This window comes from Streptococcus sanguinis SK355 (assembly GCF_000212855.1).
Classification (GTDB): Bacteria; Bacillota; Bacilli; order Lactobacillales; family Streptococcaceae; genus Streptococcus; species Streptococcus sanguinis_A.
This window is the reverse complement of sequence record NZ_GL890993.1, coordinates 1,329,550-1,342,871: the sequence shown is the minus strand read 5'-3', so window position 1 is coordinate 1,342,871 and position 13,322 is coordinate 1,329,550. Positions and strand designations below refer to the sequence as shown.

9 protein-coding genes are annotated in these 13,322 nt (G+C 43.4%); all 9 read right to left on the bottom strand.

All coding sequences use genetic code 11. The features are described from left to right. Nucleotides 1-141 precede the first annotated feature (141 nt). Nucleotides 142-2,538 carry a glycogen/starch/alpha-glucan phosphorylase gene (locus HMPREF9389_RS04730; RefSeq protein ID WP_002929897.1) on the bottom strand — a complete coding sequence of 799 codons (2,397 nt, stop codon included), beginning with the start codon at nucleotides 2,536-2,538 and terminating at the stop codon, nucleotides 142-144. A 215-nt stretch (nucleotides 2,539-2,753) separates the two neighbouring features. Then, a complete protein-coding gene (gene glgA / locus HMPREF9389_RS04735) occupies nucleotides 2,754-4,184 on the bottom strand; it encodes a glycogen synthase GlgA (RefSeq protein ID WP_002929895.1) in 1,431 nt (476 codons plus the stop codon). Continuing rightward, complete coding sequence (gene glgD / locus HMPREF9389_RS04740; RefSeq protein WP_002929894.1) at nucleotides 4,181-5,320, bottom strand: glucose-1-phosphate adenylyltransferase subunit GlgD; 1,140 nt, start codon at nucleotides 5,318-5,320, stop codon at nucleotides 4,181-4,183. The genes glgA and glgD overlap by 4 nt, the downstream gene beginning before the upstream one ends. Further along, nucleotides 5,310-6,452: a glucose-1-phosphate adenylyltransferase gene (locus tag HMPREF9389_RS04745; protein WP_002929892.1), complete on the bottom strand. Its 1,143-nt coding sequence runs from the start codon at nucleotides 6,450-6,452 to the stop codon at nucleotides 5,310-5,312. The genes glgD and HMPREF9389_RS04745 overlap by 11 nt, the downstream gene beginning before the upstream one ends. A gap of 6 nt (nucleotides 6,453-6,458) precedes the next feature. Continuing rightward, the gene (glgB, locus tag HMPREF9389_RS04750) at nucleotides 6,459-8,369 is read right to left on the bottom strand and encodes a 1,4-alpha-glucan branching protein GlgB (RefSeq protein ID WP_002917499.1); all 1,911 of its coding nucleotides are present in this window, start codon (nucleotides 8,367-8,369) and stop codon (nucleotides 6,459-6,461) included. A 386-nt stretch (nucleotides 8,370-8,755) separates the two neighbouring features. Beyond that, complete coding sequence (locus HMPREF9389_RS04755) at nucleotides 8,756-10,180, bottom strand: NADP-dependent glyceraldehyde-3-phosphate dehydrogenase (protein ID WP_032906458.1); 1,425 nt, start codon at nucleotides 10,178-10,180, stop codon at nucleotides 8,756-8,758. Between the two features lie 237 nt (nucleotides 10,181-10,417). After that, nucleotides 10,418-12,151 (bottom strand): phosphoenolpyruvate--protein phosphotransferase, encoded by a 1,734-nt coding sequence (gene ptsP, locus HMPREF9389_RS04760; RefSeq protein ID WP_002929890.1) that lies wholly within the window; start codon nucleotides 12,149-12,151, stop codon nucleotides 10,418-10,420. A gap of 1 nt (nucleotide 12,152) precedes the next feature. Beyond that, nucleotides 12,153-12,416 carry a phosphocarrier protein HPr gene (locus tag HMPREF9389_RS04765; RefSeq protein WP_002929889.1) on the bottom strand — a complete coding sequence of 88 codons (264 nt, stop codon included), beginning with the start codon at nucleotides 12,414-12,416 and terminating at the stop codon, nucleotides 12,153-12,155. Nucleotides 12,417-12,607: 191 nt separating this feature from the next. After that, nucleotides 12,608-13,186 (bottom strand): TetR/AcrR family transcriptional regulator, encoded by a 579-nt coding sequence (locus tag HMPREF9389_RS04770; RefSeq protein ID WP_002929881.1) that lies wholly within the window; start codon nucleotides 13,184-13,186, stop codon nucleotides 12,608-12,610. Nucleotides 13,187-13,322 lie beyond the last annotated feature (136 nt).

The following is a 13,322-nucleotide window of genomic DNA, read 5'->3' as shown; positions in this document are numbered from 1 at the left end:
CTTGCTTACCCTGCTTTTCTAAAAGTTGGACTCTCATACTTTCTCTACTATAGCATATTTCTCGACAAGATGGTAGATGAATAGCAAAAGAGACTGAGACCCAGGCCCCAATCTCTTATTGTTCATGTTTTCTGAAGAGTATTATTTCTCCAAGTTCCAGATTTCCTTGGCATATTGCTCAATGGTATCATCTGAAGTAAACTTGTCAGACGTAGCGATATTGATCAAGCTCATACGAGCCCATTTTTCTTTGTCACGATAGAGAGCATCAATCTTCTCTTGAGCTTCTACATAGGCATGGAAGTCTTCCAAGAGGAAATATTCATCATTGTGGGTGATGAGGGCTTCGTAGATTTCTGAGCCTTCTTCACGGACGTTTGGAATGGTGCCGTTGACAAAGGTATCGACTACCCGGCGAATGTCTGGATTGCTCTCATAGACACCGCGTGAGTAGTAATCGTGGCGGGCATAGTGCTCGTAAACCTCGTCCTTGTCCATCCCAAAGATGACAATGTTGTCGTCACCAACCTCGTCCTTGATTTCGATATTGGCTCCGTCCAGAGTGGCCAAGGTAATGGCACCTGTCATCATGAACTTCATGTTGGAAGTACCAGAAGCTTCCTTGGAAGCCAGAGAAATCTGCTCTGATACATCCGCAGCTGGAATGATGAGCTCAGCCAGGCTGACGCGGTAGTTTTCTAGGAAAACCACCTTGAGTTTGCCTTGCAGGCTTTCATCCTTGTTGACCAGATTAGCCACTTCATTGATCAGCTTGATAACAGACTTGGCAAAGTGGTAGCCTGGAGCAGCCTTGGCACCGAAGATAAAGACGCGCGGCACCATATCCTTGTCAGGATTGTCCTTGAGGTCCCAATAAAGCTTGATGATATGAAGCAGGTTGAGCAACTGACGTTTATAAGCGTGGAGCCGTTTCACCTGCACATCAAAGATGGCTTCTGTAGAAACTTCTACTCCTGTTGATTCCTTGATGAAGTCAGCCAGACGGGCCTTGGCTTCCTGCTTCACTCGGTAGAAATCACCCAGCACTTGCTGATCATCCTTGAATTCCAAAAGCTTACGCAGCTCATGGATATCACTTCTCCAGCCCTTACCAATTAGTTTATCAATCTCAGCTGACAGAGGCTCATCCGCAATCTGCAGCCAGCGGCGCTGGATAATCCCGTTGGTCTTGTTGTTAAACTTCTCTGGGTAAATGCTGTAGAAATCACGCAAGGTGTCTTCTTTGAGCAGTTCGGTGTGAAGTTTGGCAACCCCGTTAATCGAATGACCGCCAATGATGGCTAAGTGGGCCATGTGGATTTGATTGTCTTTGACAATCCGAGTGTTTTCGATGACTTGCGGATCAAGGCCACGCCCAGCCATTTCAGCTACATAGCGGTTGTCGATTTCTAGGATAATCTGATAAACCCGCGGCAGGACATTCTTAAAGAGCTCTGCATCCCATTTTTCCAAGGCTTCAGACAAGATGGTATGGTTGGTATAGCTCATAGTCTTAACCGTAGCATTCCAAGCATCTGCCCATTCCAAATCGTACTCATCCATCAAGAGACGCATAAATTCAGCCGGTGCGACAGCTGGGTGGGTATCGTTGATATGGACAGAGACCTTTTCATGGATATCCTTGAGCGGACGACCTTGCTTGAGGTAGGATTTGATAATGGTCTGCAGACCTGCACTGGTCATAAAGTATTCCTGAATTAGGCGCAGCTCTTTTCCTTCGTAGCTAGAGTCGTCTGGATAGAGAATAGCAGTGATGTCTTGCACCCGGCGACGAGCTTCAATGGTCGGATAATCCAGTTCATGCTCTTCTGGGATTTCAACATCCCAAAGACGGAGATTGTTGACATTATCATTGCCAAAGCCAATCTGCGGCACATCGTAAGGAACGGCCCGCAAGATTTTGGAATTCTCATAAAGAGGCACAATCCGGCCCTTTTCATTAGCATGTAGGGAAACATTTCCGAAGATTTTAACATCAACAATATCATGGTCCTTACGGGTTTCCCAGACATTGCCCAGACTGCCAAACCAATCATCAGGAATTTCTACCTGATAGCCATCTACGATGCGTTGCTTAAAGAGACCATAGCGATAGCGAATCCCATTTCCAAAGCCAGGATAGCCAGTGGTTGCCAGCGAGTCCATAAAGGCAGCCGCCAAGCGGCCCAGACCGCCATTGCCCAAGGCCATGTCATACTCAGCATTCTTAACATCCTCAAAGTCAACGCCCAAATCAGCAAAGCCTTCCTTGACCGTATCGAGGATACCTAAGTTGAGCAGATTGGTTTCCAGCATGCGTCCTGGAAGAAACTCGATAGAAAAGTAATAAGCTGTCTTTTGCTGCTGCTCAATCAACTGATTACGGCGCTCCAGCCATAGGGGCGTGATATACTTGCGGACAGTGCTGGCTAAGGCCTGAAAAAGCTCCACTGAAGTCGCATCGGCAACCTTAATCAGCGTTCGTTCGTGCAGCATGTCCTTAAAATCTCTAATAAAACGTTCTTTTGTCAGTTCCATGGTGGGTGGTTATCTCCCTTTCTTAAAAGTGGGAAACAGTTTTTAAACGCAGGAATACTTTTTTTCAATCAAGATGAGAAGTACTCGCTTCAGCCACAAGCTAAAAACAGAGCTCCAAAACAGTATGATAATATATAAAAATGTAATTCTCACGGAAATCCTCCCTTGTCCCATGGACAAGAGAGGATTTGTTTACACTGATTCCGAAGTAAATGTTATAGAAGTGATTGATATAAATCACTGTAAGCCTGGCTAGCTGTATCCCAAGAGAAGTCTCTCTCCATCGCCTGCTCTTGCAGAGATTTCCAAGCTTCCTTGTCATCGACATAAAGCCTGAGTGCTTCCTTGAAGGTCCAAGTCAGCCAGTAGCCAGAAAAGTTATTGAAGCTAAAGCCAGTTCCCTGTCCTGTATAGGCATTGTAAGGCTCTACGGTATCACGCAGACCGCCCACTTCGTGCACCAAAGGCAAGGTTCCATAGCGCATAGCCATCATTTGTGACAGGCCACAAGGCTCGAAGCGGCTTGGCATGAGGAAAATATCGCTGGCAGCGTAAATCTCCTGAGCCAAGGTCACATCAAAGAGGATGTTAGCTGAAAGCTTATCAGGATAGGCATGACCAAACCAAGCGAAAGCCTGCTCAAAAGCTGGATCGCCTGTTCCCAAGAGGATAATCTGCACATCTTCCTGCAGGAGATTGTGCAGCTCTTCCACTACCAAGTCAAAGCCTTTCTGACGTGTCAGGCGGGAAACAATCCCAACAACCGGCACATCGTCACGCACAGGCAGACCAACTCGCTCTTGTAAAGCTCGCTTGTTTTCTAGTTTACCAGATAAGTCAGATTTGTCAAAGTGGTGAGCTAATAGCGGATCCGTTTCTGGATTATAGATATCTGTATCAATCCCATTGACAATTCCGACCAGCTTACCGGACTCCATCCGCAGGATTTGATCCAAATTGCAACCAAATTCTGGTGTACGGATTTCACCTGCATAGCTTGGCGATACAGTTGTCACTCGATCCGCATATAGAATACCAGCCTTCATCCAGTTGAGACAGTCATTCCAACGTAGGGTTCCGTCTGCATAGCGCTCATAACCCACTCCAAACAGTTCCCAAAGCATACTATCAGGGAATTGACCTTGGAACTCCAGATTATGGATGGTTAAGACAGTCTTGATATTCTGATAGGCTTGAATCCAATGGTATTTTTCCTTAACCAAGAAAGGAATCATAGCTGTATGATAATCGTGAACATGCAGAACATCCGGAATGAAATCAATCCGCTCCATCAGCTCTACGGCTGCTAACTGGAAGTAAGCAAAACGCTCACCATCATCAAAATCCCCATAAACATGGCCACGGAAGAAATAATGCTGATTGTCAATAAAATAGAAGGACACACCGTTCAAGACCAGTCGCTTGACCCCGACGTACTGGCGGCGCCAACCAACACTGACTTCAAAGTAGAAAAGGTCTTCCACTTGGTCGCCAAATTTAGCATGGGTCATGTCATAGTAAGGCAGAATAACACCAACTTCATGGCCAGCCTTGACCAGTGATTTGGGGAGAGCGCCGATAACGTCTCCCAAACCACCTGTCTTAGAAAATGGGGCTCCTTCTGCTGCTGCAAATAAAATCTTCATCGAATTATGTCCTCTGTAACTTTTTGGCCCTTCTTGACTACGATTGGGTCTTCTGCTGTTCCTCGAATCACCACTCCTTCGGCAATTTCAACACCCTTATCCACAATCGCGTACTCAACAGTTGCATTTTCTCCAACTTTGACTCGAGGGAAGAGAACACTGGATTTAACACTGCTTCCAGTCTTAATCTTGGTATTCCGTGAAATCACAGAATCGATGACTTCACCTTCCACAATGCTTCCTGACGCAAACTGGGAGCGAGATACTTTTGAAGACTCAGCATAGTAAGTTGGCTCTTCATTCTTAACCTTGGTGTAAATCTTTTGGTTCGGACTGAAGAGAGAGTAGAATTTTTTACTTTCAAGCATATCGATATTGGATCTGTAGTAGGTCTCTACAGAATAGATATTCGCCAGATAGCCTGTATATTCGTAGGCAAATGCCCCTTCCTGAGTTGCTAAATCACGCAGGACATAGCGCAGTTTTTGGGGATGCTCTTTCTTAGCTTCTTCTTCCAGTTTTTCAATCAGCCATGGAGTATCTACCACAAAGATGTCTGTAGACATATTGAAGAGCTCAGTATTTTCTCGGCCATCAAAGAGTTTATGCCCTCTGACATGGTCCGTTTCGTCAATATCTAGGACAGCATTCACATCCGAAATATTTTCCTTATGCAATTTCTTATAGACAACTGTAATCGGCTGCTCTGTTGTATTGTGCAAGTGGAAAACTTGATTGAGGTCAATATTAACCAAGATATCGCAGTTGAGAGCGACCGTTTGGTTGGAACCAGAGCGTTTGAGGTAGATCAAAAGCTGCTTATAGTATTCCTCACCGACTGTAGAGCTTTCTACACGGGTATTGTAGATTCCCAGGTAATAGTGGCTAAGCAAAGTAGACAATCCCCACTCACGACCAGAACGAATATGGTCAAAGACAGAGCTGATATTATCCTGCTGGAAGATACCAAAGACACTGCGGATACCAGCATTGGCAAGACTTGAAAGCGGGAAGTCAATCAAGCGGTATTTCCCACCGAATGGCAAGCTGGCTACTGGACGATGATTTGTCAGAGTTGACATATCATGGAAGCCGACTGTGTTTCCTAAAATTGCTGAATATTTATCAATCTTCATCTTTTGGTACCCCCACTTTCTCGTTGTATCCGACAACATATACTTCCTCTGTACCATCAATCTCTACACCATCAGAGATGATAGCACCTTCGCCGATAATGGCCCGCTTAATCTTAGCGTCTTTGCCAATAACAGCTCCACTCATGATGACAGAGTCTTCAATGACTGCGCCCTTTTTGACCTGAGCGCCAGTAGAAAGAATAGAGTGTTTTACTGTACCGTCAACGAAACAGCCATCAACGACCAGCGAATCTTCTACATGGGAATTTTCACTGATGAAGTTTGGCGGAGAAATCAAGTTGCGAGAATAAATTTTCCAGCGACGATTGCGGCTATCCAGAGCATTTTCTGGGCTGATGTATTCCATGTTGGCTTCCCAGAGAGACTCTACTGTACCAACGTCTTTCCAATAGCCTGCAAAATCATAAGCATAAACGCTTTCGCCAGATTCAAGGTAGTTAGGGATAACATTCTTACCAAAGTCAGACATATCCACATTGCTCTTTTCAGCAGCTACCAGCATATTGCGCAGACGCTGCCAATCAAAGATATAAATCCCCATAGAAGCCTTGGTTGACTTAGGATTTGCTGGTTTTTCTTCAAATTCAACAATCCGATTATTAGCATCTGTATTCATGATTCCAAAACGGCTGGCTTCTTTGAGAGGCACATCCAGAACGGCAACTGTCAGGCTGGCATTGTTGTCCTTGTGAGACTGAAGCATGTCATCATAGTCCATCTTGTAGATATGGTCCCCAGACAAAATCAGGACATATTCAGGATTGATGCTGTCGATATAGTCGATATTTTGGTAAATCGCATGGCTGGTACCTTCAAACCAGCGATTTCCTTCGCTCGCAGAATAAGGCTGAAGAATGGATACGCCTGAGTTAATACCATCGAGACCCCAGCTAGAACCATTTCCGATATGACTGTTCAGAGCTAATGGCTGGTATTGAGTAATGACACCGACATTGTGAATACCGGAGTTGGCACAGTTAGACAAGGCGAAGTCAATAATACGATAGCGGCCGCCAAACTGTACCGCTGGTTTTGCGATACTCTGTGTGAGCTTTCCAAGACGAGTTCCTTGCCCGCCGGCAAGAATCAAAGCTAGCATTTCATTCTTCATAGACTATTACTCCTTTGTGGAATCTTTTTTAACATTTTTGCGAGCAATCCGACGCTTGATCTTCCAGATGCTGGCTCCAAGAGCTGGCAGTGTAAAGGTCAAGGTCTGTGGATAATCTTTCCAAAGTCCTTCTTGAGACTGAACTGTTTCGTTATGTTCCTTCCAAACACCTCCCCATTCTTCTAATTCAGTGTTCCATACCTCTTCATAAATGGCTTCCACTGGAACACCAATGGTAAAGTTCTTCCGCTCTACCGGCGCCATATTAAATACACAAACTAACATATCTCCTTTTTCCGTCTTACGGATAAAAGAGAGGACACTTTGATCAGTATTATCCGCATCAATGATTTCGATGCCATCATAGCTCAGATCAATTTCCCAAAGCGGACGATTGTCTTTATAGAAAGCATTGAGCGTAGCAGTAAAGCCCTGCATCTTCTTGTTCATCTGATCGTCCAGATTAGACCATTCTAGCTGCTCTTCTGACTTCCATTCTAGGAACTGACCAAATTCTGAGCCCATAAAGAGCAGTTTCTTGCCCGGATGGCAGATTTGGTAGGTCAGCAAGTTGCGGAGCCCTGCAAATTGATTGTAACGGTCACCCCACATCTTGTGCATAAGACTCTTCTTGCCGTGGACCACTTCATCATGCGAGAATGGCAGGAGGAAGTTTTCAGAGAAAGCGTACATAAAGCTGAAGGTCACTAGATTAAAATCGTACTTACGATAAATCGGATCTTCCTCGTAGAAGCGAAGGATATCATTCATCCAACCCATATTCCACTTGTAATCAAATCCAAGACCACCCAGCTCTCTCATACCAGTAATCTTGGTTTCTGAAGAGCTTTCCTCTGCAATCATCATGACATCAGGATGGGCTAATTTGATAACCGTATTGAGGCGTTGCAGGAAGTAATAGCCCTCATAGTTACGATTGCCTCCATCTTTATTTGGCTGCCATGGACCGCTGTCATAGTCCAGATAGAGCATGTTGCTGACAGCATCAACCCGAATCCCATCCAGATGGTAAAAATCAATCCAGAATTTAATACTGGAAATCAAGAAAGACTGAACCTGATTCTTGCCCAAATCAAAGTTGAGAGCACCCCAGCCATAGTTATGAGCCCGGTCGTGATCCTGATACTCGAAAGTCGGTGTCCCATCATAGTAGGCCAGAGCATCATCATTAATAGTGAAATGACCTGGTACCCAGTCTACAATGACACCGATATTGTTCAAGTGACATTCTTCGACAAAGTCTTGAAATTCCTCAGGTGTGCCATAGGTGTGCTCAAAGGCAAAGTAGCCCATGAGCTGATAGCCCCAGCTAAGTCCCAGCGGATGAGCCATAAGCGGCATGAATTCCACATGTGTGTAGTTCATCTCCACCAGATAAGGAATCAAGTCTTCTTTTAACTGGGCAAAGCTATAAGGACTGCCGTCTTCATTGCGTTTCCACGAGCCGGCATGCACTTCATAGATATTGACCGGCCGAGAGAAGAAGCCCCAACGCTTCCGGCGTGCCAGCCAAAGACCATCTTTCCACTTTTTCTCAGGAATAGTGCGGATAACTGCTCCCGTGCCTGGACGCTCTTCCAGATAGATAGCCAGCGGATCAATTTTTAAAATTTCCTGACCACTGCTGCGCTTGATATTGTACTTGTAAATATCTCCTTCCTTAGGCAGCTCTGTGAAGACTTCCCAAACGCCCGCTTCATTTCGGACCATAGGAATCTGCTCTTCATACCAATTGGTGAAATCTCCAATCAAATGGACACTCTGAGCATTAGGCGCCCAAACGCGGAAAGAGTAGCCAGACTTGCCGTCCACTTCATCCTGATGCGCCCCTAGATAATGCTGTAAATGAAAGTTTTCACCTGTTGTAAAGGTTCTTAATGCTTCGTTCTTATCCATGCGATCACCTTTCTATTTGTAAGCGTTTTCTATAATACTATTCTACATTATTTTTATCTCTTTTTCAAGTAAATTTCAAATATCCTTACGGAAAATTACTAAAACCGAACATTAGCCGAAATTAGGAATAAATAAGATAGAAACCACTGCATTTTGTATCCCTTAATTATTTTTCATTCCTTTTTCTCTAAATATAGCCCCCTACTCCAGACAAGAAAAAGATGAAAATTTTCATAAAGATATAGACCAATATGTAAATTTACATTTTAAAATAATAAGTAATTAAATATATAAATACTTGGTTCTTTTCAAATGGTCCGATAATCTTGTTAGATTTACAAGTTCATCAAAGTAAGAAAAAAGGCCGCACAAAGCCGCCTTTCTCATTATTTCACATCAAACACGATGGATTTCACTTGTGTCATGGCTTCGATACTGTAACGAATCCCTTGCACTCCAGCTCCAGACCCCTTAACACCAAGGAATGGGAAGTTATCTGGACCACGTTGGGTCTTATTATTGATATGTACAGTACCCACTTCCAGTTTTTCAGCTATTTCAAATGCTTTCGGGAAATCATTTGTAAAGACTGAAGATTGAAGACCAAATTCTGACTGGTTACAGATCTGGATAGCCTCTTCAACGGAAGTCACACGAATAATCGGAAGAACAGGACCAAATGGCTCTTCCCAAGCTACTTTCATATCCAGTGTCACATGGTCAAACAAGGCAGGCCAGATGAGATTTGCTTCACGTTTGATTTCTGTCAAGGCTGACGCTCCCTTTTCTTGAGCATCTTCAATCAAGCCCCAGATGAAATCTGCTGATGCATGATCAATGACTGGTGTGATATCCGCATTATCAAAGGGATCACCAACCGTCAGTTTCTCTACCTCTGCCTTAATCAGCGCCGCTAATTTATCTGCCACGCTCTCCATGACAATTACACGCTTGATGGCCGTACAGCGCTGACCGGAATAGCTGTATGCCCCACCAACAATCTGCTTAGCTGCATGTTCCAAGTCAGCATCTTCCAGCACAACTGCAGCATCCTTACCACCCAATTCAAGCATAATTGGACGCATACCAGCCAACTTACCGATGCGTTCACCGATTGGAGTGGAGCCCGTAAAGTTAATGTAGTTTACTTCCTTATGCTCAATGATGTAGTCCCCGATTTCTGAACCACGGCCAGTGATGGTATTGAAAACACCAGCAGGCAGACCTGCCTCAGCAAAAGCCTGAGCCAAGAGCAGACCAGAGATTGAACCTTGAGTAGGTGGCTTAAACATCACGACATTTCCGCCGATAAGAGCAGGAGCAATTTTCGAAGCTGACAGATTAACTGGATAGTTGAATGGCGCAATAGCTAATACAACTCCTACAGGCTCACGGCGGACTACAGCTAGTTTTTTCTTGCTGGCAGCTTCAAAGCCACCACCTTCCATAACCTGACCGTGGATACGAATCCCCTCTTCAGCCGCATAGCGAATCAAGTCTGCTGTCCGGACTACCTCTCCGACTGCCGCTTTGATCCCCTTGGCAACTTCTTTAGCAAGGATTTCGCCAATCTTCTCCTGATCACGCTCCAAAATATCCGCAACCTTGTGCAAATAAGCTGCACGTTCAACTGCTGAAAGAGCTCTCCAAGCTGGCAAAGCTGCACGAGCGCTCGCCATAGCATAGTCTACCTCTGCCTGAGTCATGGCAGGAACTGTTCCTAAAGTTTCATTGTTGATAGGAGATGAGATGGTAATTTCATTTTCAGAAACTTTCCACTCTCCATTTATATAGTTTTTATATTGTGTCACTTGTCCCTCCAAAATTTTATTAAATATTATTTTACCAAATTTTCTGAAAATTTCAACTAAAATCCGTGAATTTAAGGAATTTTTTCACAAATTAAATAGATTATCTTAGTTCGTTCATATTCTACTTGCTTATTTGCTATTTTTTTCTTTGGCTTCCACTTTTTTCTCCCTCTTACTATGAGGCCACAACAAAAAAAGACCAGGAAATTTTTCCTGATCTGATCTTAATTTTTCAGATTAATCGAAGTCGAGATACTCTTTTTCAAGCTCAAGAACTTCTTCCATCGTTGCACATTCAGTCAGTGCACGCTGAGCCAGTTCTTGCATCTTCTTCGTATCCAGCTTCTTCATGAGACTACGAGTCCGAAGGACAGAAGTCGCGCTCATAGAGAATTCATCCAAGCCCATACCTACGAGCAATGGCACCGCTGTTTGGTCGCCAGCCATTTCTCCACACATACCTGCCCACTTGCCTTCAGCATGAGCCGCCTTGATAACATTGTTGATCAAGCGAAGGATAGATGGGTTGTAAGGTTGATAGAGGTAAGAGACTTGTTCATTCATACGGTCAGCTGCCATAGTGTACTGAATCAAGTCGTTGGTACCGATTGAGAAGAAATCTACTTCCTTGGCAAATTGATCAGCCAGCATAGCTGCTGCTGGGATTTCAATCATGATACCCACTTGGATATTATCTGCTACTGCAACACCTTCAGCCTGCAATTTAGCTTTTTCTCCGTCATAAACCGCTTTAGCTTTACGGAATTCTGTGAGAAGAGCTACCATTGGGAACATGATGCGCAATTGTCCATGTACAGAAGCACGCAAGAGAGCGCGGATTTGTGTACGGAACATAGCATCGCCAGTTTCAGAGATAGAGATACGCAAAGCACGGAAACCGAGGAACGGGTTCATTTCATGTGGCATATCGAAGTAAGGAAGTTCCTTATCACCACCGATGTCCATCGTACGAACAACAACTGGTTTTCCATTCATGCCTTCAAGCACAGCCTTGTATGCTTCATACTGCTCATCTTCTGTTGGAAAGTCTTGAGAATCCATATAAAGGAACTCAGTCCGGTAAAGACCAACTGCTTCTGCACCGTTAGCATTGACACCTTCAACGTCTTTTGGTGTACCGATATTGGCAGCCAATTCGAAGTGCTTGCCATCTGCCGTCACAGTCTGAGCATCTTTAAGCAATTCCCATTCAGCTTTTTGCTTAGCATAAGCCTCACCAGCTGCCTTGAATGCTGCGATTTGATCTTCAGTTGGGTTGATAATCACTTCACCAGTGATACCGTTAGCTGCAATCACATCGCCGTCTTTTACAAGCTCAGTAATGTTATTAGTTCCCAATACTGCTGCGATTTCAAGCGTACGCGCCATAATTGCAGAGTGGCTTGTCCGGCCGCCGATATTGGTCACAAAAGCTTTAACAAATTTCTTATCCAGCTGTGCAGTATCAGATGGAGTCAAGTCATGAGCAATGACAACTGATTCTTCATTGATAGACGCTGGGTTTGGCAATTTCTTGCCCAAAAGGTTAGCAAGAACACGTTTGGTCACGTCGCGGATATCTGCCGCACGTTCCTGCATATATGGATTGTCGTCCATGTTTTCAAAGAGAGTGATAAACATGTCCGTTACTTCTTTCAGACCAGCTTCTGCATTGGTCTTTTTCGCACGGATTGTTTCTTTGATTTGCCCAACCATTTCAGGGTCAGCAAGTACCATTAAGTGAGCGTCAAATACCTGAGCGGCTTCCTCACCAAGGCTATCTACTGCTTTCTCACGGATAACAGAAAGCTCGTTCTGTGAAGCTTCAAGAGCTGCATCCAAACGAGCCTCTTCTGCATTCGTATCTTCGACTGAAACAGTCTCAAATGATAAATCCGGTTGAACTAATAGATATGCCTTAGCAACGGCAACACCGTCAGATGCTGCAATTCCTTTAAGCATTTCTGTCATATTAAGCCAATCCTTCTTTTTCCATTGTTTCGGAGATTGCAGCGATGGCATCGTCTGCATCTGCACCTTCAGCTGAGATAACTACGTCTGCACCTTGACCTACACCAAGACTCATAACACCCATAATTGATTTCAGGTTTACTGATTTACCTTTGTATTCAAGCGTGATGTCTGAAGCGAATTTGCTAGCAGTTTGAACCAACAAAGTTGCTGGACGTGCGTGAATACCTGTTTCTGCTACAATGTGGAAATCTTTAGAAGCCATAGTTAGACTCTCCTTTTAAATAATTCTTTTTGAGTTATTGTGATAACCCTTACAAGTTGATATTATATCACCTTTTGAAATCTTTTTCAAGAATTTTATGGCCCGCTTACAAAATATTTCTTAGGAAATGAAAGCACTTCTTATTATATTGAAGGTAGAATTTCAAAGCTAAAGCCCACACTCACCAAGCTTTATTCAAAAATGACTTCCACCAAATTTTCAATCATAAAATCAAAAACTTGTTCAATATCAACAGGTAACTGATCCTTATGTGTAATGGTAGACATAGTTGCAAATAAAACAGAAATAGCTAAATCCTTATCAATCTTTAAACTTAGAAAGGACTGAGAAAAAATTTCTTCATTCAGACGAGCCGTTTGAGCATCAATTTCTTGTCGCTGTTCAAGACTCAGTTTATTATTAAAGTTTAAGTAATCAGGATTCTTTGTATCAAAGACAAATGTACTTTTTTCATACTCTTTAAAGACTGCCTTCAAAGCTTTAGACAGCCCCTCCTTTGATGGATTATCCTTCAAAATAGCTTCAAAAATGGAAAAAATCCTGTCTTGTGCATCGCGATAAACCTGAAAGAAGAGCTCTTCTTTATTTTTAAAAAAGGTATAAAAGGAACCTTTTGCAATCCCAACTTCTTGACAGAGAATATCAACACTCGTTTTCTTATAGCCAAAATTCATCCAGCTTTGACTGCAAGCATCCTTAAATTTTTCAATTAATATTCTCTTTTCTTCTATTGTAAACCCTTTTGGCATAGTTTTCCTTTCTTTTTAAAAATCGTATATGACTATTTACACAATTTCAGTCATATGGTATAATTGTTTTGTAGCTACTCGTTAAATATATCTTACTTTAGCTACAATTGCAATCTTTTTTATAGAAAAGAACTGA

What these genes read in the sequence shown, in the direction of transcription:
- HMPREF9389_RS04730 (WP_002929897.1), bottom strand. Translation starts at nt 2,538, where the DNA reads ATGGAACTGACAAAAGAACGTTTTATTAGAGATTTTAAGGACATGCTG.
- glgA (WP_002929895.1), bottom strand. Translation starts at nt 4,184, where the DNA reads ATGAAGATTTTATTTGCAGCAGCAGAAGGAGCCCCATTTTCTAAGACA.
- glgD (WP_002929894.1), bottom strand. Translation starts at nt 5,320, where the DNA reads ATGAAGATTGATAAATATTCAGCAATTTTAGGAAACACAGTCGGCTTC.
- HMPREF9389_RS04745 (WP_002929892.1), bottom strand. Translation starts at nt 6,452, where the DNA reads ATGAAGAATGAAATGCTAGCTTTGATTCTTGCCGGCGGGCAAGGAACT.
- glgB (WP_002917499.1), bottom strand. Translation starts at nt 8,369, where the DNA reads ATGGATAAGAACGAAGCATTAAGAACCTTTACAACAGGTGAAAACTTT.
- ptsP (WP_002929890.1), bottom strand. Translation starts at nt 12,151, where the DNA reads ATGACAGAAATGCTTAAAGGAATTGCAGCATCTGACGGTGTTGCCGTT.
- HMPREF9389_RS04765 (WP_002929889.1), bottom strand. Translation starts at nt 12,416, where the DNA reads ATGGCTTCTAAAGATTTCCACATTGTAGCAGAAACAGGTATTCACGCA.
- HMPREF9389_RS04770 (WP_002929881.1), bottom strand. Translation starts at nt 13,186, where the DNA reads ATGCCAAAAGGGTTTACAATAGAAGAAAAGAGAATATTAATTGAAAAA.